The organism is Pseudomonas alliivorans (assembly GCF_017826695.1).
GTDB lineage: Bacteria > Pseudomonadota > Gammaproteobacteria > Pseudomonadales > Pseudomonadaceae > Aquipseudomonas > Aquipseudomonas alliivorans.
In genome coordinates this window covers 14,299-38,979 of sequence record NZ_JAFFZW010000006.1, presented here as the reverse complement: position 1 = coordinate 38,979, position 24,681 = coordinate 14,299, and the positions used below count along the sequence as shown (strand labels likewise).

The window sequence follows — 24,681 nt, the reverse complement described above, 5'->3', positions numbered from 1 at the left end:
TTATAACTCCTTGATTTTATTGGTTTAATCCCGATTTTGCGTATTGGCACAGCACTTGCGATATACCTGATAACCCTGCAGCCACACGCTGGCGCAGATTTTGAGAAAAACAGGAGTTATCGTATGAAGAAGTTCGTTATCGCTGCTGCTACCGCTACTACCCTGACTCTGACCATGGCTGGCGCTGCTTTCGCACAGACCGCTGTTCAATCTCCAATGGTTCTGGCAGCTAACACCACTACTCAAGAAGTCAAAGAAGACACCTCTGACACCTGGATCACCACCAAAGTCAAAGCCGACCTGCTGACTGAAAAAGGCATCCCGGGTTCGGACATCAAGGTTGAGACCAACAAAGGCGTGGTTTCCCTGTCCTCGACAGTTGCCGTGACCGACAGCCAGAAAAAAATGGCTGTTGATATCACCAAGAAAATCAAAGGCGTGAAAGACGTTTCCGCTGCTGGCCTGAAAGCTGAGTAATCAGATTCTGCCCATGAGCATCCCAGTCATCTGACCGATGGAAAGTTCATGCGAGGCTACAGGGATGTAGCCATTACAGGCCCCGGCTCTTGAGTCGGGGCCTGTTCTATTGTGGGAAAGAAAAAGCAGGAACGGACTCAGTTACCGCGTTTGCTCTGGATTTCGGTGAGTCGACCGCCCACAAAGCGCAGGTATTGGTACATGCCGTGGCTGGGTCCGTAGACCCATTCTTCAACAATGACTTCTTCGGTCTGACGGTAGTAATTGACCACTTCTTTACTGCTCACGACCTGTTGGCTGACAGGCTCGCCGCATTTCTGCTGAACCTCGAAGGTTCTATCTCCTGTGCTGACCAACTGGCTGCCGCAACGCAAGGTTGAAGCTGCCTGCGCGTCGAACGTGGCTGCCCCGGTCATCATGACGAGGGCCAGGCAAAGGGTGGATCGAAATGGTTGTGGCAAGGTGTCTACTCGCTATCCAGATGCAATGGGCTGATGACACTGCCGTCCGCCTGCGCCTGACCCAGACGGGCATCGACGAAGTAGACGCGTTCATCTTCAAGCTTTCCTTTTTCGACCAGATAATCCTTGATGCTGCTGGCCCGATTCTGTCCGAGCTCGCGAAGCAGGACTTCATTGCCGCTCCAGAACTTGAGCATGGCAGCACGCATCTGATTGGAGCGTTCCTCCTTGCCAAGGTTTGCCCACTCAGCGGGCGGCTGTTGCTTCAGACGAGCCCTGTAGATGCCTTCCAGCATGGGTGCCTTCTCGTCTTCCGGCACTTGCAGCAGCGCTGCCTTGGCAGGGACCTTGTCGCCACGACGTTGCAGGATCTTGTAGTAGGTGGCCTGATACTCGCGTTCCAGTCGCTGCCGGGCGATCAGCGGGCCGTCGCTACTGGCCGCGCTGGTGCCTTCGATCTCGAGCTTCAGGGTTGGACGCTCCTTGAGGGCGGCCGAGAGCTTGTCCAGGGCTTTTTGCGTGTCCGCGCTCAATTCGCTTGAACCGGGCGCAAAACTCACGTTACCGAGGTCCTCGGAGCCGCCACCGGATACCAGACCACCCAACATCTTGAAAGGCGCCTGTGCTGCGCGTAGCACCAGATTGCGCAAGGTTTGCCAGACAATGGGCATCACGCTGAACTGAGGGCTATTCAGGTCACCCTCGACCGGCAATTCGATGGAGATGCGGCCCTGAGTATCCTTGAGCAGCGCGACCGCCAGCCGGATCGGCAGATCCACCGCATCCGGGCTGTCCACTTTCTCGCCCAATTGCAGCTGCTCCACCAGCACCTTGTTCTGCGCTTTCAACTGGCCGTTGGTAATCAGGTAATGCAAGTCCAGATTAAGTCGACCCTTGCGGATCCTGAAACCGGCGAACTTGCCCGAGTAGGGCGTCAGCGTTGTCAGCTCGACACGTTTGAAGCTGGTCGCGATGTCCAGACTGGCCATCGGGTCGAAAGGGTTCAGGCTGCCTTTGATCGTGACCGGCGCGTAGCGATCAACCTTGCCTTCGATATTCACTGGCGCCGGCTTTGACTGGCGGTTGTCGATGATGCCAATGCGCCCGTTGAGCTGCTGCACGGCTGTGGAGAAGTTGGGCGTCAGCGTCAGGTCGGCAAAATTGGCCGAGCCATCCTTGATATTCACTTCACCTACGTAAATGCCCAAGGGGTTCTCTTTGGGGGCTTTGGGTGTGTTTTTGGCATTGGCTTTCGACGTTGCCGTCGGCTTTCCATCTTCAGGCTGCGGAATCAGCAGGTCGTCAATGTTGGTGGTGCGGTCGTCGTTGATCATGAAGCGCGCGTAAGGCTGCAGCATGTTTACCTTGGCAATCGACAGGCTGGCGCCGTGCTGATAGTCCAGACCCTCCAGATCGAGCTTTTCCCATTTGAGGAAATCGCGCTGTTTGAGGGTATCAAGCGTATGGAGCTGACTGACCTGTGCCTTGCCGGTCACGCTGAATGCCAGCGGTTCGGTACTTTTCAGGTTCACTGCCAGATCGCTGCCCAGCATGCCGCTGCGCATTTCAAGCTTGATGAACGGATTGATATAGGACTGGGCCAGTCGCAGATCGATATCACGGGTAGTGACATTCAACCGCGCAGTGACGGGATTGAGATTGACCTCGCCAGTCGCAGTCAGATTGCCTTGCTTGCCCAGGCCGGTGTCGAGCTTGAGGGTGAAAGGCGACGTATTGAGGCTGTCGAAGTTCTGCACATCCAGATTCAGCGGGCCGACATCCAGAAGTACAGGCTCTGTGGGCACTCGGTCTGCCAGATGGACCTGGTAATTGCGAAGCTGCACATCGCGCAGCACCACTTGCCATGGTTTTCCAGGCTTGTCTGAACGGGCTGTCGCCTTGGCCGACGCATCGGTGACCGGCGCAGGTTCTGCGGCTTTCTCATCGACTGGCGGTTTCTTCGGTGCGGCGGGTTTGTCAGGCTTGCTGGCAAACAGCTTCTGCCAGTCCAGTTGACCGTCCGCTTCACGGGCTGCCCAGGTTTCCAGCCCCTGACTGCGGATCTTGCCGACATTGACGTGTTGTCTGGCCAGATCGACCGTCGTTTCGCTGACATCCAGACGCTCGAGACGCACGAGTGGACGGCCGTCGGGTGCATTGAGCCCGAATGGCGCGACACTGGCCGAGAGGTTGGTCAGCTTGAGTTCGGTGTCCTTGGACAGATCAAGTGTGTAAGCGGTACTGAAATTCAGCACGCCGTCCTGAAGCGCCAGGGGAAGCGCGTCACGGACGTAAGGCCACCAGAGCTTCATTTTGCCGTCGGTGACTTTCAGAGTGCCTTCGGAGGTGATCGGCACAATGCTGATACGGCCTACCCAGTCGATTTGCCCGCCATCAGGCCCTGCCGCAACCAACGTCATGTCGGCATTGTCTTCAGGCAGGGTACTGAGGTTCTTCAATTCGAAGTTCAGCTTGTCGTAAAGAAACTCGATGGGTTCGCTAGGGCGCAGGTCGCGGAAATGCAGATAGCCGTCAGCCAGCCTGATTTCGTCGATGCGCAGCGGAAACGGCTTGCCCGGTGCCTCGTCCTTGACAGGCTCGCTCGCCGGAAACGTAAAAAGTTGCGCCAGATTCAGCTTGCCCTGCTTGTCGAACAGCAGTTCAGTCTTGGGCTGGAGCAATTCAACGCGTTGCAGGTGCAAGGCGCGGGTCCAGAGGCTGTCGAACTGAAGATTGGCGTAAAGCTTTTCGAAGGCGATCTGCTCCTGGCCAGGCGTGCCAATGTTCAGGCCCCATAGGGTCAGCTCGAGTGTGTAAGGGTTGAACTCCAGACGCTCGATTTTGGCGGGTGCCGTCGAATAGTTCGCCAGTTGCTGATTCGCGACTCGCAAAGCGATCCCCGGAAGGATGAAAAAACCCAACAAGCTGTAGAGCACGACCACGCTCAGCAGGGAGCCAAACGTGATTTTCAATCCTCTGGACATGGGTTAAGGCGTCTCACTGTTTCGGAGGTCCTTGGAGTATGGCATGCCTGTTCGGTTCCCAAGCCAATGCCAACCTTGCTCGTAGGAAGTTTCTGGTATTCCGGCGACCTAGAATTGCAGGATCAAGGTCTTCAGAGGCGGCTGGTTATCCATGGAGGGAAAATCCTCGGCAGGCTTCATGACCTGCCACTCACGCACCGGTCGACCCGCCTTGGTAGCGCAGCGCAGCACCTGTTCGCGCCAGTCTTCCATGCTGACCTTCGCCAGGTTGTTGCAGCAGATGAGTACGCCGTCGTCTGCGGTGCTCAAAAGCGCAGGCTTGAGCAGGCTCTGGTAGTCGCGCAGCAGGTCGACGGTGCCGAAGGCGCTCTTGGCCCAGGCAGGCGGATCCAGAAGCACCATGTCGTACTGACGCGGCTGCAGCTTGATGTAATCCGGCAGTTTCTGACTGCGTCGTGCCGACACCGGAAGACCGGCCAGTTGGCGGATGGCCGGGAAGTAGTCCGACTGGATGAACTGCATGGTCAGCAGTTGCGGATTCAACGCACCGTTTTCGCGGCCGACGGCCAGATTGCCCTCGGCAAAATCCAGATTACATACCTCGCTGGCGCCACCGGCCGCCGCGCTCAGGCCGACGCCGCAGGTGTAGGCAAACAGGTTCAGGACGCTCTTGCCGGCGCTGTGCTGTTTGACCCAGCCGCGTGTGTTGCGCAGGTCGAGAAACAGCAGCGGATCCTGTCCGGCATGGCGACCCCGAACCCGATAATTCAAGCCCCACTCGTGACCGACCTGATCTGCGAGCGAGAGGTCATCGGCCTTGTAGACGGCGTCCTGACGATCAATGCGCGAGTTGCCCTGCGAACGATCGTTGTAGACCAGCAGGGTTTCCAGCGCCAGATGACGGTTGACCTGTGCATGCAGCTCAAGCAGCGATTCACGTTCAAGCGCGGTGTGAAAGCTCTGCACGAGCAACTGCGGGCCGTAGCGGTCGATGGTCAGGCCGCTCGCACCCTCCTGGCTGCCATGGAACAGGCGATAACAATCAGTGCCTTGCTCGTGCAACTCATCGAGCAGTTGCTGACGATTATCGAGGGCGACGCTGAGCGCCTGATTCAGGGAAGACATACGACGCGCCTCGGGCTGGATGGAATGAGGCGCGGGAGTTTAACAGTTACTGGCAGGCTGGAGACGCATCGCTTGAAATGCCGCGCCTGCGTCTCACAAAAGACGTCTTTTCGTGGGAGGCGGCGCGATGGCGCTGCGTCAAAGACGTGGCGAGGCCTCCCACCAAACTGCAACTCTTCAGGGGGTACGCGCCGCTTATCGAGCCAGCGCCAGCGCCACACCCTGGCCGCCACCAATGCAAAGGGTCGCCAAGCCTTTTTTGGCGTCGCGCTTGATCATTTCGTGCAGCAGCGTGACCAGCACGCGGCAGCCTGATGCACCGATGGGATGGCCAATGGCGATGGCGCCGCCGTTGACGTTGAGCTTTGCCGGATCCAGCCCCAGTTCCTTGCCGACCGACAGCGACTGCGCGGCGAAGGCCTCGTTGGCTTCGATCAGGTCCAGTTGCTCAAGTGTCCAGCCTGCCTTGTCGAGGCAGCGGCGGGTGGCGCTGACAGGGCCGATGCCCATGATGGCCGGGTCTACGCCAGCGTTGGCGTAACCTGCAATTCGTGCCAGCACGGGGAGGCCCAATTGTTCGGCCTTGGCGGCGCTCATCAGCATGACTGCCGCAGCGCCATCGTTCAGCGAGGACGCATTACCGGCGGTTACCGTGCCGTCCTTCTTGAACGCAGGCTCGAGCTTGGCCAGTGCTTCGGCGGTGGTGCCCGCGCGCGGTTGCTCATCGGTGGCGAAAGACAGTGGATCGCCTTTACGCTGCGGAATCAGGATCGGGGTGATTTCATCGAAAAAGCGCCCGCCCTCAATGGCAGCAATCGCTTTCTGCTGGGAGGACGCGGCGAAAGCATCCTGCGCCTCACGGCTGATCTCATACTTTTCGGCCAGATTCTCGGCGGTAATGCCCATGTGATAGTCGTTGAAGGCGTCCCACAGGCCATCGCTGATCATGGTGTCAATCATCGTGGCGTGCCCCATGCGCAGACCGGTTCGTGCGCCGGGCAGGACGTAATTGGCCAGGCTCATGTTTTCCTGACCGCCGGCAATGATAATTTCAGCGTCGCCACAGCGGATGGCCTGGGTCGCCAGATGCAATGCCTTGAGGCCCGAGCCGCAGACTTTGTTCAGGGTCATGGCCGGCACGGCGAAGGGCAGGCCGGCCTTGATCGCCGCCTGACGGGCCGGGTTCTGACCGGCACCGGCAGTGAGCACCTGGCCCATGATGACCTCATCGACCTGCGCACCGTCTACGCCGGTCTGTTCCAGAAGCCGACGAATGACCGCAGCCCCCAGATCCACGGCGGGAACAGTGGCCAGAGAGCCCTGGAAACTGCCCACGGCAGTGCGGGTGGCGGCAACGATAACGACGTCTTGCATGGTGCGGATCCTCATTGTTTTTGGATGGCGGCCGATCGGTCGTGGCTGCCGTGATCACGTGGCTCATGGTGTCACAGATGGGGATCAATCTTCCAACTGCGAACCCGCCGGTCACTTTTCGCCTCGATCACAGGCCCATTCGTCGCCTTGCCCTGTGAGACGAGCCATCGCGCACTGCCCAGCGCAGAACAGATGCGCAGCGGTTGACTCCTGAACGGATCATTTTTCGTTTCGACGGTCCTTGGGCAACATTCAGCATGTCACTGGCCCATGTCGGCAGCAGCTCGATTCCGGCCTGCATCATCAGCACGCCGAAAGGCTTGGCCAGCCAGTTAGGCGCGGGGGCATCCAGCAGCAGTCGCAGCACTTCCCTGCTGCGCTCGTCGCACACAAGGTCTTTTCGAACGCTGGCCAAGTAGTCGGCAATCGCTTGGCGTGAGCGTGGCACGTCCCGAGCTCCAAGCCGCTCGGCAACCAAAGCGGTCTCGGCGTAGTAGGTGTCCTGATCGGCCGTTGAAAGCAGCGGATTGACGTAGCGCAGATGCGCCGCCATGAAGCTGCTGACTTCGGCCACATGCACCCATGTCAGCAGAACCGGGTCACTGGCTGCGTAGGGCCGGCCGTCGGGTGCGGTACCGATGATTTGCAGGTGAATGGTGCGCACTTTCTCGATCAGCCAGTTGGCGTCCCGGGTCGAGCCAAAGGTCGTACCCGACAGAAACTGCCCGGTGCGCCGCAGACGACCGAGCATGTCATCGCGAAAATTGGAGTGGTCCCAGATGCCGGCAAGCGCCAGTGGGTGCAGCGCCTGCAACATCAGTGCGCTGATGCCGCCGACCAGCATGCTGGTGAAGTCGCTGTGCACCTTCCAGCAGGCAGCCTGCGGGCCGAAAAGACCTGGATCGCCCTTGGGGTTTTCCAGGTCCAGCTGGCCCAGTGAAAGGCCAGTCAGATTGATCACCTGAGCTTCGATACGACTGCGAATGAATTCCATGTTCCCTCAGAACTAATACTGCATGCGCGGCGCTGACCATGCCTTGTGCGCTTCAGCGATTCAAGCGTTTGTCGATCAGATCCTCAACCACGCCCGGATCTGCCAGGGTTGACGTGTCACCCAGGCTGTCGAGTTCGTTGCAGGCGATCTTGCGCAGGATGCGGCGCATGATCTTGCCCGAGCGGGTTTTCGGCAGCGCTGATGCCCATTGCACATGATCGGGTTTGGCGAAACTGCCAATCTCCTTGCTGACGTGGCCGAGCAATTCCCTTTTCAGATCGTCACTGGGAGCGATCCCGTTGATGGGCGTGACAAAGGCATAGATGCCCATGCCTTTGACGTCATGTGGATAACCCACCACCGCGGCTTCGGCGATATTGTCATGCAGCACCAGCGCGCTTTCGACCTCGGCAGTGCCGATGCGATGCCCGGAGACGTTGATCACGTCGTCCACGCGGCCAGTGATCCAATAATCGCCGTCTTCGTCACGCCGTGCGCCGTCCCCGGTGAAGTAGTAACCGGGGAAGGGTTTGAAATAAGTGTCGATCATGCGTTGCGGATCGCCGTACACACTTCGAATCTGCCCCGGCCAACTGGCTTTTATCGCCAGCAGGCCGCTGCCGGGGCCTTCGATTTCCTTGCCTTGCTCGTCGAGCAGCACGGGTTGTACGCCAAACAGAGGGGCTGTGGCACACCCAGGCTTTATCCGGCTGAAACCGGTGAGTGGCGTCAGCATGATGCCGCCGGTTTCGGTCTGCCACCAGGTATCGACGATGGGGCAACGCTGCTTGCCGACCTGATGGAAATACCATTCCCACGCTTCGGGGTTGATCGGCTCGCCGACGCTGCCCAGCAGTCGCAGACTTTCGCGGGATGATCCTTGCAGCGGCCCTGTGCCCTCACGCATCAACGCGCGCAAGGCCGTGGGCGCGGTGTAGAAAATGTTGACCTGATGCTTGTCGATAACCTGCCAGAAGCGCGACGCGTCGGGGTAGTTGGGAACGCCCTCGAACATTAGCGTGGTCGCGCCATTGGCCAGCGGTCCGTAGACGATGTAGCTGTGCCCGGTAACCCAGCCGACATCCGCAGTGCACCAGAACACTTCGCCGTCCCGGTAATCGAACACGACCTTGTGCGTCATGGCCGCCTGTAACAGATAGCCGCCAGTGGTATGCAGCACGCCTTTGGGTTTGCCGGTGCTGCCGGAGGTATACAGAATGAACAGAGGATCTTCGGCATCCATCTGTTCCGGCGGACAGTCATGGTCAACCCCATGAATTGCTTCGTGGTACCAGATGTCACGGTTTTTGACCCAGTCGATCTTGCCTTGGGTGCGCTCGACAACCAGCACGGTGCTGACATCGGGACAGCTTTGCAGCGCTTGATCTACATTGGCCTTGAGCGGGATGTACTTGCCGCCACGAATACCTTCGTCGGCGGTGATCACGGTTCGGCAGTCGGCGTCGAGAATCCTGTCGCGCAGGGCGTCGGGCGAGAAGCCGCCAAACACGACCGAATGCACCGCGCCGATACGGGCGCAGGCCAGCATTGCGTAAGCGGCTTCGGGAATCATCGGCATGTAGATGCACACACGGTCGCCTTTTTTCACGCCGCGCATTTTCAGCACGTTCGCCAGTCGGGCAACGTGGTGATGCAGTTTCCGGTAGGTAATCTCGGCTGATTCGGAAGGGTTGTCACCTTCCCAGATAATCGCGATCTGATCGGCTCGATCCGGCAAGTGGCGGTCGATGCAATTGTGGCTGACGTTGAGCTTGCCGTCCTTGAACCAGGTGGCATGCCCTGTGGTGAGGTCAGCCTGATGCACCTGACTCCAGGGAGCCGACCAGTCGAGAAAGGTTTCGGCCTGTTCGGCCCAGAACTCATCGGGGTGATCGATCGATTGGCGGTAAAGTCGCTGATAGTCGGCTTCGCTGAGATGCGCATCTTTGCGCACTGCGTCGGCCCTGGGGAAAGCACTGATATCGAACATGACGGCTTCCTTATTCTGTGATCCACAGAAATGGGAGTCATGCGTGGGGAAAGGGGTTCAATACGTAAAGAGGTTCAGCCGGCTGATCGTGACCACGCGCCAGCGTGGTCACGATCAATGTCGAGGCGAGCGCAGTGCTCGGGCTCGATCAGGTCATCCGCGGTGACGACCACGGAAGTAGTTGATCAGGCCCTGGGTCGATGCATCGTCAGCCGGCTCTTCGGTACCACCGGTCAGGCGATGGTAGACCGCCTTGCCCATTTCCTTGCCCAGCTCGACGCCCCACTGGTCGAAGGCATTGGTGCCCCAGACCACGCTTTGCACGAACACCTTGTGTTCATACATCGCCACCAGCGCGCCGAGACGGCGTGGGCTGATGCGTTCGACGACCAGCGTGTTGCTCGGACGGTTGCCAGGGATGACCTTGTGCGGTGCCAGCTTCTGCACGTCGTCCTCGCCCATGCCTTTTTCGCGCAGCTCGGCTTCGGCTTCAGACTTCGTCTTGCCCATCATCAGGGCCTGGCTCTGCGACAGGCAGTTGGCGTACAACCACTGATGGTGGTCGGAAACCGGATTGAAGCTGACGATCGGCACAATGAAGTCGGCCGGGATCATCTGGGTGCCTTGATGCAGCAACTGGTGATAGGCGTGTTGGCCGTTGGCGCCCACGCCGCCCCAGATGACCGGGCCGGTGTCGGTAAAGACCGGCGTTCCGTCCTGGCGCACGCTTTTGCCGTTGGATTCCATGTCCAGCTGCTGCAAATGCTTGGTGATGTTACGCAGGTAGTGGTCATACGGCAGAATCGCGTGGCTCTGCGCATTCCAGAAGTTGCCGTACCACACGCCCAGCAAGGCCAGCAGCACTGGCATATTCTTCTCGAACGGCGCGCTCTGGAAATGCTGGTCCATGGTGTAGGCACCGGACAGCAGTTCCTTGAAGTTGGACATGCCGATCGCCAACGCAATCGGCAGGCCGATTGCCGACCACAACGAGTAGCGACCGCCTACCCAGTCCCACATCGGGAAAATGTTTTCTTCGCGAATACCGAACGCCACGGCCGCAGCATTGTTGCTGGACACCGCAATGAAGTGACGATGCAATTCCGCTTCGGAGCCGCCCTGCGCGAGATACCAGGCACGTGCAGCCTGCGCGTTCTTCAGCGTTTCAAGCGTGTTGAAGGATTTCGACGAAACGATGAACAGCGTGGTCTCTGCACGAATCTTCATCGACAGTTCATGGAACTCACTGCCATCGATGTTCGCCAGGTAATGGCAGCGCACGCCTTTGTGGGCGTAGGCGACCAGCGCTTCGGATACCAGCTCAGGACCGAGGAAGGAACCACCGATACCGATGTTGACCACGTCAGTGATGGGCTTCTCGGTATAACCACGCCATAGACCGTCGTGGATGCGGCCGACCAGTTCAGTCATCTGGTTGAGCACACGATGTACATCCGGGATGACATCGACGCCATTGACCTTCAGCTTGTCGCCGACAGGACGGCGCAGGGCCGTGTGCAGGGCAGGGCGGCCTTCGGAGGCGTTGACCAGCTCGCCGTCATACTGTGCCTTGATCGCGTCTTTCAGGCCCACTTCATTGGCCAGGCTTACCAGCAAGTCACGCGTTTCGGTAGTAATGAGGTTTTTCGAATAATCGAGGAACAGGCCAGCGCTGCTCAGGGTGAACTCGCTGAAGCGCTGTGGATCTGCATTGAACGCTTCGCGCATGCTGAAATCCTGCATGGCTTTGCGGTGTTCACTCAACGCCTGCCAGGCGGGCAGAGCGGTCACATCGGAAGGAGTGCGGTAGTACGCCATCGCTGCGGGTTTCCTTAACTGGATCTTCTGGGGCTTTATGGAGCGAGGTTGCGATTTGACCCATTGGCCACATTACGCAGACTACGCCCTCGTCTACCTGTTTGTCTGCGCTTCGCCGTACTTGAGCCCGGTACTATTTCTCACACAACAGGCGGGCTTTTCAGCCGAATGCTGTCAGCAATCGGTTACGCAAACTGTACGGGTATGGCATTACTGGTGTGGCTTAGTTCATTGCCCGGCGCCATGTACAGCATGCGCGGCTTGAAATTGACCAGCTCTGCTTCCGAATAATGAGCGTAGGCGCAAATGATTACCCGGTCGCCGACTTTCGCTTTGTGCGCCGCAGCACCATTCACCGAGATCATGCGCGAGCCTTCTTCACCGCGAATGGCGTAGGTGGTGAAGCGTTCACCGTTGTCGATGTTGTAGATCTGGATCTGCTCGTACTCACGAATTCCCGACAGGTCCAGCCATTCGCCATCAATGGCGCACGAGCCTTCGTAATCGAGTACCGCATGGGTGACTTCGGCACGGTGCAGTTTGGCTTTGAGCATCACGGTGTGCATCTTGTTGTTATTCCTTGATCAGGTGCAGATTGTCGATCAGGCGGGTCGTGCCCATGAACGCGGCGGCTATGACGACCAGGTCGCAATCCTGCGCAGTGGCCGGGCGCAGGCTGGTGGCCTCGCGTATTTCCAGATAGTCGATACGAAAGCCTGCGGCTTCCAGGTGTTGCCGGTTGCGGTGCAGCAGGCCACCGAAATCCTGTTCGCCGACGGTGATCGCGTCGCCAATCTGGCGAAGCACGCGATAGAGCGCGGGCGCGGCGGCGCGTTGTTCTTCGTTCAGGTAGCCATTGCGCGAGGACAGTGCCAGGCCGTCGTCGGCGCGTACGGTCGGCTCACCGATGATCTGGATCGGCATGTTCAGGTCGCGGACCATGGCGCGAATCACCGCCAGTTGCTGAAAGTCCTTTTCGCCGAACACGGCAACATCGGGCTGGACCATGTTGAACAGCTTGCTGACAACTGTCGCGACACCGTCGAAATGGCCGGGTCGACTCGCGCCGCACAGACCTTCGGAGACAAGCGGCACGCTGACGAGCGTCTGCACGCCCATACCGTTGGGGTACATCTCTTCAACGGAGGGCGTGAACAGCAGGTCGCAGCCTGCGTCCTGAAGGCGTTCCTGATCTGCCGTCAGGGTGCGCGGGTAGGTGGCCAGGTCTTCGTTGGCGCCGAACTGCAAAGGATTGACGAAAATAGTCGCGACCACAAAGTCTGCGCACTGGGTTGCGCGGGTCACCAGTGCCGCATGGCCGCTGTGCAGGTTGCCCATGGTCGGTGTCAGGCCGATGCGTTTGCCTTCACGGCGTGCATTGGCGACCGCTGCGCGCAGTTCCGAAACGGTTGAGACTGTGATCATGCCGAGAATCCATGTTCGATAGCAGGAAAGCTGACGTCTTTGACGGCGCTTACGTACGCCTGGATGGCCGACTGGATATCAGGCTGGCCGACCATGAAGTTCTTCACGAACTTGGGAACGCGTCCGGTGATGGACAGGCCAAGCATGTCGTGCAGCACCAGCACCTGGCCATCAGTTGCACTGCCTGCGCCGATACCGATGACCGGAATCTTCACCGCGTGAGTGATTTCTTCCGCCAGTTCGCTCGGCACGCATTCGAGCAGAATCATCGCCGCCCCGGCCTGCTCCAGCGTAATGGCGTCGGCACGCATCTGGCGTGCCTGGGTTTCCAGGCGTCCCTGAACCTTGTAACCGCCCAGCACGTTGACCGATTGTGGCGTCAGGCCCATGTGGGCGCAGACCGGAATGCCGCGCTCTGCCAGGAGACGGATCGACTCGGCCAGCCAGGCAGCGCCTTCGACCTTGACCATGTGCGCGCCGGCCTGCATCAGCGTTGTGCTATTGACGAAGGTCTGGTCCAGCGTGGCATTGGCCATGAAAGGCAGGTCAGCGAGGATCATCGCACCCTGATTGCCGCGTTTGACGCATGCGACGTGATAGGCCATTTCCGCAGTGGTGACAGGCAGCGTGCTGTCATGACCCTGCAGGACCATGCCCAGCGAGTCACCTATCAGCAGCACTTCGACGCCCGCCTGACTGGCAGCGTGGGCGAAGGTCGCGTCGTAGCAGGTCAGCATGGTGATCTTTTCACCTTTCTGTTTCATACCCAGCAGCGACGTAACGGTTATGTTCGGCATGTAAAGTCCTCCATCAGGCGCTGAAAACTGCGGCACTCAGCGCGTGAGAGTCATCCTGGAAAAGCAGGCACACCGTCGTGTCGCGGTGTTTTGCAAAGGCCTGTTTCGCGCCCGTTCGCCACGGGGGTGGCGGCGGGAGGCCTATCTTCGTGAGGAGGGGGCGTGAAGTCAATTGCGGGTGTTACCGTTTGCCAGGGCGGTTACAGCAACGGTAACTAGTGGCAGGAGGACACTACGCCTGAGCGGGCAAACGTTCCAGGCCAACGAACGGGCATTCACTCAGCAATTGACCCAGTTCGCGACCATCGGCGAGGGTCAGGCCAGGTGCCAGCTCGGCCAGCGGATAAAGCACGAACGGCCTTTCCTGCATGTGGTAATGCGGTACCTTGAGACGGGGTTCGTCGATCAGATGATTGCCGAACAGCAGGATATCCAGATCCAGTGTGCGCGGCCCCCAGCGCTCGTGGCGCTCACGGCCCTGATCCAGTTCGATGGATTGAAGCGCGTCGAGCAGGACCAGCGGAGCGAGGGCGGTGTCCAGCGCGGCGACCGCGTTGGTGAAGCGCGGTTGGCCGGGGAGCAGCGAGTCGCTGACGTAAAACGAAGAAACGCCCGTCAGTTGGCTGCCTGGCAGCAATTCCAGTGCCTTGAGGGCGCTGCGCAGTTGTTCGGCCGGGTCGGCAAGGTTGCTGCCCAAGCCGATATAGACGCGCTCAGTGTTTAACGAGGTGTTACTCACCGCCGGACGTCTCGGCACCGGTGCGCTTGCGCTTCGCGCCGCTGCTGCGCCGACGTTTGCGCGGAGCGGCACCGGCTGCTTCAGGCTTGCCACTCAAGTCGCGAATCATGTCGCGACGCTCGCTTTCGTTACATTCCTGATAGTCGGTCCACCACTGGCCTAGACCGTCGGTCTGTTCGCCTGCGGTTTCGCGCAGCAGCAGGAAATCATAACCGGCGCGGAAGCGTGAATTATCGAGCAGCAGATCGGCGCGCTTGCCTGAACGACGTGGCAGACGCTCCTGCATGTCCCAGATCTCACGGATCGGCATCGTGAAACGCTTCGGAATCGCGATGCGCTGGCACTGCTCGATGATCAGCTCGTGTGCAGCTTCCTGCATCGCGGCGATCGGCGGCATGCCGCGCTCCTGAGCGCGCAGCACCTTGGCAGGCAATGCAGGCCAGAGCAGCGCAGCAAACAGGAAGGCCGGGGTGACCGGCTTGTTCTGCTTGATGCGCAGGTCGGTGTTGATCAGGGCATTGCTGATCAGCGTGTGCGTATAGGTCGGGTTGTACTCCAGCGCCTTGGAGCTGGCCGGGAACAGGGGGTCGAACAGTTCCAGATCCACCAGCATCTCGAATGTCGAGGCGGCATGACCGGAAAGGAACAGCTTGAGCACTTCTTCGAACAGGCGCGCCGACGGGATATCACGAAGCATGGCGGCCAGCGGGCGAATCGGCAGGGCGCTGTGCTTTTCAATGCCGAAATCCAGCTTGGCGGCGAAACGCACGGCACGCAGCATGCGCACCGGGTCTTCCTTGTAGCGCTGTTCGGGATCACCAATCAGCCGGATCAGGCGATTGCGGATGTCGTGCACACCGTTGGCGTAATCCAGCACGCGCTCGGTGACCGGATCGTAATACAAGGCGTTGATCGTGAAGTCGCGACGCTGAGCGTCCTCTTCAAGGGTGCCGTATACGTTGTCACGCAGGATGCGCCCGCTTTCGTTGCGCGAGGACTGATTGCTGTCCTCTTCTTCGTCATCCTGTGGATGATTGGCGCGGAACGTGGCGACTTCGATGATTTCGCGACCGAAGTGGATATGGACCAGCTTGAACCGGCGGCCAATGATTCGGGCGTTGCGAAACTCGGCACGCACCTGCTCCGGCGTGGCGCTGGTGGCGACGTCGAAATCCTTGGGCGTGATATTGAGCATCATGTCACGGACGCAGCCACCGACCAGATAGGCCTGGTAGCCTGCGTTTTGCAGGCGCTCGACGATATTGACGGCGTAGCGACTGAATTGACCGCGTTGCAGCGAATGCTGGCCGCTATTGAGCACTTCAGGCGTGGTGCGCGTGTGTTGCTGCGGCTTGCGCAGTGGAGAGCGAAATGACTGGAACAGCTTCTTCAGCATGGGAGGCACTGTTTGAAGGAATATTCGGCCAAAAACGTGGAATGACCGCATGATGGGCGGGGATTCTAGCATTTAGTCGAGGGATGGTGTAGGAAGCTGTCGCTGAAGGCAGGGAAAGTGAGGCAGGGCTTTGTTCTTGAAGCTACTGGGGGAGCCGAAGCTCCCCCAAAGTGTGTGCTCTTTATTATTGTTTTCTGTTAGGGCTTCTTGTTTTTGTTGAGTGCCCATTCACGAGACTTTCGTCTGTGAAACCTCCCAATCGGGAGTCAAGAGCAAACGGATTGCTTTGGTCGCTGCGTTGCAATGATCATTCGATCCAACCAGTTCAGGCTCTACCTAAGGGTAGTTTTTGTTGTTCTCGGCCTGGTTGCGGGGCAAGCCCCAAATACAACTCCTCTCCAAAAGAATCAGTTAGCTGCGCCTCCGCCGTGTTGTTCTTGTTATGCGTGAGTCGATTCGTGTTGTTCTTGTTATGGGTGTCGTACTGCTTGTTGTTCTTCTTGTACAAGAGATATAGCAGGACCTGTGCCAACTTTTCAAAAGCCCCGTAAACCGGGGCCTTGGCAGCTTTTTCAAAAAACGGCAGGCATAAAAAAGCCGGGACTTCGTTACCGTAAGACCCGGCTTTTGTTACGTGAGGCGAGGAGGGTAACAGTTTGCGCAAAGCCCTGAGCGCCGCGTGCCAGAGCCTTGCGCAGAACATCAGGTTTCGTTGGCCACCCCTTTTCGACGGGGTATGCCCAGGCGCTGACGACGTTCCCACAGGCACTTGCGGCTGACCCCGAGTTTGCGGGCCAGCTCCGTTTCGGTCATGTGGTCCTGATGTTCCAGAACGAAGTGCTGGAAATAGTCTTCCAGCGACAGGTCCTCGGTCGGCTCGCTGCTGCCGGAGGTCGAGCCGCTGGGCAGCGGCGCAAGGCCCATGTACTCGTCGTCGCCCAGACCGTCCAGCTCGATGTCGATACCCAGCAGGTCGGCGGTGATTTCCGGGTTCTCGCAGAGAATGACCGAGCGCTCCACCGCGTTTTCCAGTTCGCGGACGTTGCCGGGCCAACTGTAGTGACGAATCGCCTGCTCGGCATCAGGCGCGAACTTCAGGTCGTTACGGCCAACCTTGGCGCTCTGGCGTGCCAGAAAGGCGTGGGCGATTTCGAGCACATCGCTGCCGCGTTCGCGCAAGGCCGGAAGTTTTAGGGCGATGACGTGCAGGCGGTAAAAAAGGTCTTCACGGAATTCGCCGTTCTTGGCCAGAGTCTTGAGGTCTCTGTGGGTCGCCGCAATCAGTCGCACATCGACCTTTTGCGACTGCACCGAGCCGACCCGGCGAATTTCGCCTTCCTGCAGAACGCGCAACAGGCGTGCCTGCGCTTCCAGCGGCAACTCACCGATCTCGTCGAGAAACAGCGTGCCGCCGTCCGCGGCTTCCACCAGGCCGGCACGTCCGGCGCTGGCGCCTGTAAACGCGCCTTTCTCGTGTCCGAACAGTTCGGACTCGATGAGCGACTCGGGAATGGCTGCGCAGTTGACAGAAATCATCGGTGCCTTGGCGCGGCGTGACAGATTGTGCAGGGCGCGGGCGACCAGTTCCTTACCCGTGCCCGACTCGCCCTGGACCAGCACGTTGGAATCGGTCGGTGCGACTTTGCGAATCTTGCTGTAAAGATCGAGCATCGGCGGACATGAGCCGATGATGCCGATTTCGCCATTGTTGTTCGGTGCCGTACCTTTCTCGGCACTGCTCACCTTGCCCATGGCGCTGCGTTCGGCCTGCAGGCTGCTGACCGTCTGGCGGTCACGCAGGATGCGCGACACGGCCTGAAGCATCTCGTCATGATCGAAGGGTTTGGCGATGTAATCCACCGCGCCCATTTTCATTGAGTCGACTGCCGAGCGCAGGCTGGCGTAGCTGGTCATGATCAGCACCGGCTTGCCTTCGCCCAGCTTGATCAATTCGGTACCGGGCGCACCCGGAAGCCGCAGGTCGCTGACGATCAGGTCAAAGGACGGGATGCTGAAACGTTCCTGAGCCTCCTGAACAGAACCGGCCTCACTGACTTCATACTGATTGCGTTCAAGCAGGCGACGCAGGGCTGAGCGGATAATCGTTTCGTCTTCGACGATCAAAATATGCGGCATTGATTCAGTTCTCTCGACGGTCTCAGTTCGCGGTGGACGTCGCGTCGACATGGCGTGGCAGAGTCACCCGGATACGGGTACCACGCTGGTGCTCGGGGTCGGCCGGGCTGTCGATGGTGATTTGTCCATAATGCTCTTCAACGATGGAATAGACCAGCGCAAGCCCCAGTCCGGTTCCTTCACCGGGGTCTTTGGTAGTGAAGAATGGCTCGAACAATCGGTCCATGATTGCCTTGGGTATTCCACTGCCTTCGTCCTCGACGATCAAATCCACAGTGTGTTCGGATGCTTCACTCTTGACCCTGACCGCGCTGCCTGCGGGCGATGCGTCGCGCGCGTTGGACAGCAGGTTGATCAGCACCTGTGCAAGACGTTGCGGGTCACCATCGACCCAGTGTTCAGGGTTGCAGAGGTTGTAGAACTGCACCTCGAAATTGCGTCGGTTCAGCGCCAGCAGGCCGATGGCATCCTGAGCCACTTCGGCCAGACAGACGGCTTCGTCACTGTGCTGATGAGCGCCAGCGTGGGCAAAACTCATCAGCGACTGCACGATACGCGACACGCGTTTGGTCTGTTCGAGAATCTGACTGCTGATCTCTTTCAGCTCGTCGTCTTCTTCACGCTCTTCCCGAAGGTTCTGCGCCAGGCAGGCGATACCGGTGATCGGGTTGCCGATTTCGTGGGCGACACCGGCCGCCAGTCGGCCAATGCTGGCCAACCGTTCCGAGTGGACCAGTTTGTCTTCCAGCATCTGCGTGTCTGTAAGGTCTTCCACCAGCAGTACCAGACCGCTGTTGCCTGGCGCGAGCGGTTCGTTGATGGCCGCCTTGTGCAGGTTGAGCCAGCGGGTCTGGCCATCCAGACCAAGACGCTGCTTGTGCAAGTGTTCATCAGGTACGCTGATGAAGCCGGTCAGCAGGCCTTTCCACGGCTCGGCGATGGTCTCGAGGCGGGAACCCACGACGCGCTGAGCGACGATGCCGGTCAGCTCTTCCATGGCACGGTTCCACATCAGGATTTCCTGATCCTCGGCCAGCGAGCACACGCCCATCGGCAATTCCTGCAGTGTCTGGCGGTGATAGCGGCGCAGGGCATCGAGTTCGGCAGCGAGCCCGGTCAGGCGCGAGTGGTAATCCTCGAGCCGGCTTTCGATGAAGTGGATATCTTCAGTGACGTATTTTTCGCTGCCCGATTTGTACGGCAGGAAAGTCTCCACCATGTCCTGAGCGACGCTCGGGCCCATCAGGCCGGACAGGTTGGCCTCGATCCGGTCGCGCAGACGCCGCAAGGCATAGGGCCTGCGTTCATCGAAGGGCAGATAAAGATCGCGCAGGGCCTGCTCGACTTCTTTCTGCGCTGCCTTCGCGCCCAGCGGTTTGGCCAGTTGCGTGGCGAACTCCTGTGGCGACACCGCGTGCAATTCGCGGCGTTGAGGCCTGCGCACGTTGTCGACCGCGCAGGCCTCGGCCGCGCTGACTTCTTCGGCGCTGGCATTGGTGAACAGCGACACGAGGGTGAACAACAGCACGTTTGCAGCCAGCGACGCGATGGCCGCCATGTGCCAACTGGTGTCGTCCAGCACGTAAATCATATTCAGCAGCGGAATGTAGAAGCCCTGCAGGTTGCTGATAAGCGGCAACAGCATGCTGACGACCCAGACCGCGATCCCGGCCAGCAGTCCGGCAATAAAGCCGCGCCGGTTCGCCGTCGGCCAGTACAGCACCGACAGCACGCCCGGCAGAAACTGCAGTGTCGCAACAAACGCCACGATGCCCAGATTGGCCAGGTCCTGCTGCGCGCCGAGCATCAGGTAGAAACCGTAGCCTGCTGCGATGATCGCCACGATCAGCCCGCGTCGGGTCCACTTCAGCCAGCGATAGATATTGCCTTCCGCTGGCGGCTGGTAAAGCGGCAGCACGAGATGATTGAGTGCCATGCCCGACAGCGCGAGCGTAGTGACGATGATCAGTCCGCTGGCCGCTGACAACCCGCCGATATAGGCAAGCAGCGCCAGAGCTGGCTTATTGGCAGCCAGCCCGATGCCGAGAGTGAAATATTCGGGGCTGGTGGTCGCGCCGAGCTTGAGCCCGGCCCAGAGGATCAGTGGAACGGCCAGACTGATCAGCAGCAGGAACAACGGGAGGCCCCAACTGGCGCTGACCAGCGAGCGCGGGTTGAGGTTTTCGGTAAAGGTCATGTGGTACATGTGCGGCATGACGATGGCCGAGGCGAAGAACACCAGCAGCAGCGTGCGCCACGGACCTTCCTGCAGAGGCGTGTGCAGCGACGCCAGGGCGGTCTGGTTCTGCAGCAGCCAGAGTTCCAGTTGCTGCGGGCCGTCGAACACACCGTACAGGGCGTACAGGCCGACGCCTCCCAGGGCGATCAGTTTGATCAGCGACTCAAAGGCGATGGCGAACACCAGTCCCTCATGTTTTTCACGCGTCGCGATGTGTCGTGAGCCGAAGAAGATCGTGAACAACATGATGATCGCGCAGAACGCCACGGCCACACGATCCTGCACCGGCTCGCGCGTCAGGATGCTGATCGAGTCGGCTACTGCTTGAATCTGCAGTGCCAGCAGTGGCAGCACACCAATCAGCATGAACACCGTGGTCAGCGCGCCGGCCCAGGTGCTTCGGAAGCGGAACGCGAACAGGTCGGCCAGTGAGGAAAGCTGATAGGTGCGGGTGATTTTCAGAATCGGGTAAAGCAACACCGGTGCCAGCAGAAATGCACCGGACACACCGAGATAGCTGGAGAGAAAACCGTAACCGTACTGATAGGCCAGACCGACCGTGCCATAGAACGCCCAGGCACTGGCGTAGACGCCCAGCGAAAGCGTATAGGTCAGTGGGTGGCGAATGATTGCACGCGGAATCAGGCCGCGCTCGCTGACCCAGGCAACGCCAAACAGCACCAGCAGATAGCCGGCGCTCACCAGCAACATCTGCGTCAGGCTAAAGCTCATCGGCATCTCGCTGGCTCTGAAGAATGAACGTCACCACGATCAGGATCAGCCACAGCAGATAGGGCCGATACCAGGCACCTGTCGCGTCGATCCACCAGTCCATGATGGCCGGAGAGAAAAGGTAAATACCTACCACCAGAAGCAAAACCAACCGGTATATGTACATCTGGTCTCCCTGCGCTGGTAGATGAGGAGCGGCATGGTAACGGATGCGCGACAAGCTGCAAGTAGCCATAAGCAGTAGTTTTCAGCAACCGCTCTGGTTCAGTCTATCCGGGCTTCCTCAATGTTGTGCACCCTGGGGATGAGGTCCGGGTTCCAGTGCTCAATGCCATAGGCCAGCACTTCGTGAGCTGTTCCGTACATCAACTGTGAATCGGTTGGCTGGCCCAGTGCGCGCAAGGCGCGCAGCAGCAAGGGTGTGGCCTGATCGGCAGGCAGGGGGGGCGAACGATAGGACTTGCCGAGCTTGTGGCCATCGGGTTGGGTGATCAACGGCACATGCAGGTAGCGCGGCTGAGCAATGCCCAGCAACTCCTGCAGATACAACTGGCGCGGGGTCGAGTCCAGCAGGTCGGCGCCGCGCACGATATCGGTCACGCCCTGCCAGGCATCGTCAATGACGACTGCCAGTTGATAGGCATACAGGCCATCCCGTCGGCGAATCACAAAGTCCCCGCTTTCGTTGCCCAGATGCATGCGGAACGTGCCTTGCACCCGGTCTTCGAAGCGATACTCCAGTTCCGGCACGCGAATGCGAATGGCGGCGTTATCGGGCGAATGCCCTGCGTTGCGGCACAAGCCGGGATAAACGCCTTTATAGCCTTCGAGCTGTTTGCGTGAACAGGTGCAGGCGTAGGCCAGGCCGTGGCTGAACCAGCGGTCGATAATGGCGGCGTAGGCATCATGGCGTTCGCTCTGGCGGATCAACTCGCCGTCCCACTCGAAGCCGTAGCGTTCCAGCGTTTCCAGGATGGCCGCTTGCGCACCCGGCACTTCACGTGGTGGATCCAGGTCTTCCATGCGCATCAGCCACTGTCCGCCTGCTGCACGCGCGTCGAGATAAGAGGCAAGTGCCGCAACCAGCGAGCCAAAATGCAGATAACCACTGGGCGTCGGCGCAAAGCGCCCGATGTAGGCAGATTTTTTCATGGGCCGGATGTTACTGGTGCGCAGCTTTGGCGATCAAGCGTGAAGCGAGTCGCATCTCTACGTAGAGCGATGTGCACGATCACTAGCAACTTCTCGATCCGTGAAAACCAAAAAAAGACGCCGAAGCGTCTTTTTTTCAAGGCAGGTCCTGCAGGTCACTTGCCGACCTGTTTTTCCTTGATTTCCGCCAAGGTCTTGCAGTCGATGCACAGATCCGCAGTCGGACGGGCTTCGAGGCGGCGGATGCCGATTTCGACGCCACAGGATTCACACCAGCCATATTCTTCATCAAGGATCAGTTGCAGCGTCTTGTCGATCTTTTTGATCAGTTTGCGTTCGCGATCACGAGCGCGAAGTTCAAGGCTGAACTCTTCTTCCTGACTGGCGCGGTCGGCCGGGTCAGGGAAATTGGCAGCTTCGTCCTTCATGTGGTCCACCGTGCGATCGACCTCTTGCATCAAGTCCTGTTTCCACTTGTTCAGGATCTTGGTGAAGTGCGCGCGCATAGGCTCGCTCATGTACTCTTCATCCTTCGTCGGAACGTAGGGTGAAAAGCCGCTGATTAGATGGTTCTGTTGCTTTTCTGGGGTGGGCATGTATGGACCGCCTCTCACTCTTCTAATCTATTGCGCAGGATTGTTCCATCACCGACACCCGTCGGCCCTGCAGCTGCAAGCGGGCGAACTTACCAGATCAAATCGGAGTGCGCTACTCCCGGTTGTCGAGCATGACGAAGCGGTCTGCTTGCAGAGGTGACCGTAACGAAACTGCCCGTGCCTTAAATGAACTCTAGTCTTCGACAGCCGTCGTAGCTTTCTTTTCTTTCTGCTTTATCGATACGTCCTGCACGATCATTTAGGGCACCGCAGGTACAGGGTGGGTAGAATCGTGTTCCTCTGTTGTGACAATCACATTTCCAGAAGCCTTCGTCATAAAGGAAGACCCATGGCCCAGCCTTACAGCGCGCGCAGTCGCGCTATCGAACCGTTTCATGTCATGGCGCTGCTGGCGCGTGCCAATGAGCTACAGGCGGCGGGCCAAGACGTGATTCATCTGGAGATAGGCGAACCGGACTTCACCACGGCCGAACCCATTATTGCGGCCGGACAGGCGGCGCTGGCTGACGGCAAGACACGCTATACCGCCGCCCGTGGCCTGCCCCGGTTGCGTGAGGCCATATCCGGTTTCTATGCACAGCGTTATCAGGTGGATATCGATCCCGAGCGAATTCTGGTCACGCCGGGTGGTTCGGGGGCGCTGCTGCTGGCCAGCAGCCTGCTGGTGGATCCGGGCAAGCACTGGTTGCTGGCCGATCCGGGGTATCCGTGCAATCGCCACTTTCTGCGCCTGGTCGAAGGGGGCGCTCAGTTGGTGCCGGTCGGCCCGCAAGAGCGCTATCAACTGACGCCCGAACTGGTCGAGCAGTGCTGGAATGAAGACAGTGTCGGTGCGCTGGTGGCATCGCCCGCCAACCCTACCGGCACCCTGTTGCATCGCGATGAGCTGGCCGCCCTGTCGCAGACCTTGAAGGCGCGCGACGGGCATCTGGTGGTCGACGAGATTTACCACGGCCTGACCTATGGTGTGGACGCCAGCAGTGTGCTGGAAGTCGATGATGACGCTTTCGTGCTCAACAGCTTTTCCAAGTACTTCGGCATGACAGGTTGGCGTCTGGGCTGGCTCGTCGCGCCGACAGACGCGGTGGCCGACCTGGAAAAGCTTGCTCAGAACCTCTACATCAGTGCGCCGAGCATGGCGCAATACGCGGCGCTTGCCTGTTTCGAGCCGCAGACCCTGGACATCCTGGAGCAGCGGCGCGCGGAGTTCGGGCGCCGTCGGGATTTCCTGCTGCCTGCCTTGCGTGAATTGGGTTTTGGCATTGCTGTCGAGCCGGAGGGCGCGTTTTACCTGTACGCCGACATCAGCGCATTCGGTGGTGATGCCTTTGCGTTCTGCCGACACTTTCTGGAAACCGAACATGTTGCGTTCACGCCAGGGCTGGACTTTGGTCGTCATCTGGCCGGACATCATGTGCGTTTTGCCTATACCCAGAGCCTGCCCAGATTGCAGGAGGCCGTCGAGCGCATTGCACGCGGCCTGCGCAGTTGGAGTGCCTGATGCGTTTCTCGCCTGAATTGGAGCAGGGTCGTCTGATTATTCGCTACAAACGTTTCCTGGCCGATATCGAGACCGATAGCGGCGAGCTGTTGACCATTCATTGTCCCAACACCGGTTCGATGCTCAATTGCATGATGCCGGGAGGGCGTGTCTGGTTCAGTCGCTCCAGTGATCCCAAGCGCAAACTGCCGGGGACCTGGGAGATCAGTGAAACGCCGCAGGGTCGTTTCGCGTGCATCAACACCGGGCGCGCCAACACACTGGTGGAGGAGGCTTTGCGCGCGGGTGTGATCAGCGAGTTGAACGGTTTCACGGCGCTCAAGCGCGAGGTGGCGTATGGGCAGGAAAAAAGCCGTGTCGATTTCCGTCTCGAGTATCCCGACGGTCATGTGTATCTGGAAGTAAAAAGCGTCACGCTCGGCTTTGATGAGTCGGCCGTCGCCGCGTTTCCCGATGCCGTAACACAACGGGGGGCACGTCACCTGCGCGAACTGGCGGCCTTGGCACGCGAGGGTGTGCGTTCAGTCTTGCTGTATTGCGTCAACCTCACCGGGATCGAGTCGGTGCGACCGGCTCAGGAGATTGACCCGGCCTACGCGCTGGCGTTGAAGGACGCGATGGATGCCGGTGTCGAGGTTCTGGCCTATGGCGTGCACCTGGATCCGCAGGAAGTGCGCATCGACCGGCGCTTGCAGGTGCTATGGCCGGGATAAGCCATCGATGC

Annotated in this window: 21 protein-coding genes; 3 read left to right on the top strand and 18 right to left on the bottom strand. The window is 59.3% G+C overall.

Going from position 1 to position 24,681, the window contains the following annotated elements; genetic code table 11:
- Positions 1 to 123 precede the first annotated feature (123 nt).
- On the top strand, positions 124 to 477 hold the full coding sequence (locus JTJ32_RS16575; protein ID WP_083182391.1) for a BON domain-containing protein: 354 nt from the start codon (positions 124 to 126) through the stop codon (positions 475 to 477).
- A gap of 137 nt (positions 478 to 614) precedes the next feature.
- Here JTJ32_RS16575 and JTJ32_RS16570 read toward each other — a convergent pair whose 3' ends face one another.
- The 18 genes from JTJ32_RS16570 to dksA all read right to left on the bottom strand — a co-directional run bounded on the left by JTJ32_RS16570 (position 615) and on the right by dksA (position 22,435).
- On the bottom strand, positions 615 to 893 hold the full coding sequence (locus tag JTJ32_RS16570; RefSeq protein WP_210042837.1) for a DUF2845 domain-containing protein: 279 nt from the start codon (positions 891 to 893) through the stop codon (positions 615 to 617).
- Between the two features lie 50 nt (positions 894 to 943).
- Positions 944 to 3,922: a DUF748 domain-containing protein gene (locus JTJ32_RS16565; protein WP_210042689.1), complete on the bottom strand. Its 2,979-nt coding sequence runs from the start codon at positions 3,920 to 3,922 to the stop codon at positions 944 to 946.
- 108 nt (positions 3,923 to 4,030) lie between these two features.
- Positions 4,031 to 5,047: a class I SAM-dependent rRNA methyltransferase gene (locus JTJ32_RS16560; RefSeq protein WP_210042688.1), complete on the bottom strand. Its 1,017-nt coding sequence runs from the start codon at positions 5,045 to 5,047 to the stop codon at positions 4,031 to 4,033.
- Positions 5,048 to 5,242: 195 nt separating this feature from the next.
- The gene (locus JTJ32_RS16555; RefSeq protein WP_210042686.1) at positions 5,243 to 6,421 is read right to left on the bottom strand and encodes an acetyl-CoA C-acetyltransferase; all 1,179 of its coding nucleotides are present in this window, start codon (positions 6,419 to 6,421) and stop codon (positions 5,243 to 5,245) included.
- A gap of 127 nt (positions 6,422 to 6,548) precedes the next feature.
- Positions 6,549 to 7,415, bottom strand: a complete 867-nt coding sequence (locus JTJ32_RS16550; protein ID WP_210042684.1) for an oxygenase MpaB family protein — start codon at positions 7,413 to 7,415, stop codon at positions 6,549 to 6,551.
- A 52-nt stretch (positions 7,416 to 7,467) separates the two neighbouring features.
- Complete coding sequence (gene acs / locus JTJ32_RS16545) at positions 7,468 to 9,405, bottom strand: acetate--CoA ligase (RefSeq protein WP_210042682.1); 1,938 nt, start codon at positions 9,403 to 9,405, stop codon at positions 7,468 to 7,470.
- Positions 9,406 to 9,558: 153 nt separating this feature from the next.
- A complete protein-coding gene (gene pgi, locus JTJ32_RS16540; protein ID WP_210042681.1) occupies positions 9,559 to 11,223 on the bottom strand; it encodes a glucose-6-phosphate isomerase in 1,665 nt (554 codons plus the stop codon).
- 185 nt (positions 11,224 to 11,408) lie between these two features.
- The gene (gene panD, locus JTJ32_RS16535) at positions 11,409 to 11,789 is read right to left on the bottom strand and encodes an aspartate 1-decarboxylase (protein ID WP_025996635.1); all 381 of its coding nucleotides are present in this window, start codon (positions 11,787 to 11,789) and stop codon (positions 11,409 to 11,411) included.
- A gap of 7 nt (positions 11,790 to 11,796) precedes the next feature.
- Positions 11,797 to 12,648, bottom strand: coding sequence for a pantoate--beta-alanine ligase (gene panC / locus JTJ32_RS16530; protein WP_210042680.1), 852 nt, complete (start codon positions 12,646 to 12,648; stop codon positions 11,797 to 11,799).
- Positions 12,645 to 13,445 carry a 3-methyl-2-oxobutanoate hydroxymethyltransferase gene (gene panB / locus JTJ32_RS16525; RefSeq protein ID WP_099226807.1) on the bottom strand — a complete coding sequence of 267 codons (801 nt, stop codon included), beginning with the start codon at positions 13,443 to 13,445 and terminating at the stop codon, positions 12,645 to 12,647. The genes panC and panB overlap by 4 nt, the downstream gene beginning before the upstream one ends.
- Before the next feature lie 232 nt (positions 13,446 to 13,677).
- Positions 13,678 to 14,184 (bottom strand): 2-amino-4-hydroxy-6-hydroxymethyldihydropteridine diphosphokinase, encoded by a 507-nt coding sequence (gene folK, locus JTJ32_RS16520; protein WP_184321548.1) that lies wholly within the window; start codon positions 14,182 to 14,184, stop codon positions 13,678 to 13,680.
- Entirely contained in the window at positions 14,177 to 15,580 is a 1,404-nt protein-coding gene (locus JTJ32_RS16515; RefSeq protein ID WP_184321546.1) for a polynucleotide adenylyltransferase PcnB, read from the bottom strand. The genes folK and JTJ32_RS16515 overlap by 8 nt, the downstream gene beginning before the upstream one ends.
- Positions 15,581 to 15,905: 325 nt before the next feature.
- A complete protein-coding gene (locus JTJ32_RS16510) occupies positions 15,906 to 16,283 on the bottom strand; it encodes a hypothetical protein (RefSeq protein WP_184321544.1) in 378 nt (125 codons plus the stop codon).
- The gene (locus JTJ32_RS16505; protein ID WP_099226811.1) at positions 16,283 to 17,716 is read right to left on the bottom strand and encodes a sigma-54-dependent transcriptional regulator; all 1,434 of its coding nucleotides are present in this window, start codon (positions 17,714 to 17,716) and stop codon (positions 16,283 to 16,285) included. The genes JTJ32_RS16510 and JTJ32_RS16505 overlap by 1 nt, the downstream gene beginning before the upstream one ends.
- Before the next feature lie 22 nt (positions 17,717 to 17,738).
- Entirely contained in the window at positions 17,739 to 20,693 is a 2,955-nt protein-coding gene (locus JTJ32_RS16500) for a sensor histidine kinase (RefSeq protein ID WP_184321542.1), read from the bottom strand.
- Positions 20,677 to 20,853, bottom strand: coding sequence for a hypothetical protein (locus tag JTJ32_RS16495; protein WP_004879930.1), 177 nt, complete (start codon positions 20,851 to 20,853; stop codon positions 20,677 to 20,679). The genes JTJ32_RS16500 and JTJ32_RS16495 overlap by 17 nt, the downstream gene beginning before the upstream one ends.
- 98 nt (positions 20,854 to 20,951) lie before the next feature.
- On the bottom strand, positions 20,952 to 21,839 hold the full coding sequence (gene gluQRS / locus JTJ32_RS16490) for a tRNA glutamyl-Q(34) synthetase GluQRS (protein WP_210042679.1): 888 nt from the start codon (positions 21,837 to 21,839) through the stop codon (positions 20,952 to 20,954).
- 155 nt (positions 21,840 to 21,994) lie between these two features.
- Positions 21,995 to 22,435, bottom strand: a complete 441-nt coding sequence (gene dksA, locus JTJ32_RS16485; RefSeq protein WP_004879927.1) for an RNA polymerase-binding protein DksA — start codon at positions 22,433 to 22,435, stop codon at positions 21,995 to 21,997.
- 349 nt (positions 22,436 to 22,784) lie between these two features.
- On the opposite strand from dksA, the gene JTJ32_RS16480 reads away from it, so the two are divergent.
- Positions 22,785 to 23,957, top strand: a complete 1,173-nt coding sequence (locus tag JTJ32_RS16480; RefSeq protein ID WP_210042678.1) for a pyridoxal phosphate-dependent aminotransferase — start codon at positions 22,785 to 22,787, stop codon at positions 23,955 to 23,957.
- Positions 23,957 to 24,670, top strand: coding sequence for a DNA/RNA nuclease SfsA (gene sfsA, locus JTJ32_RS16475; protein ID WP_210042677.1), 714 nt, complete (start codon positions 23,957 to 23,959; stop codon positions 24,668 to 24,670). The genes JTJ32_RS16480 and sfsA overlap by 1 nt, the downstream gene beginning before the upstream one ends.
- Positions 24,671 to 24,681: the final 11 nt, after the last annotated feature.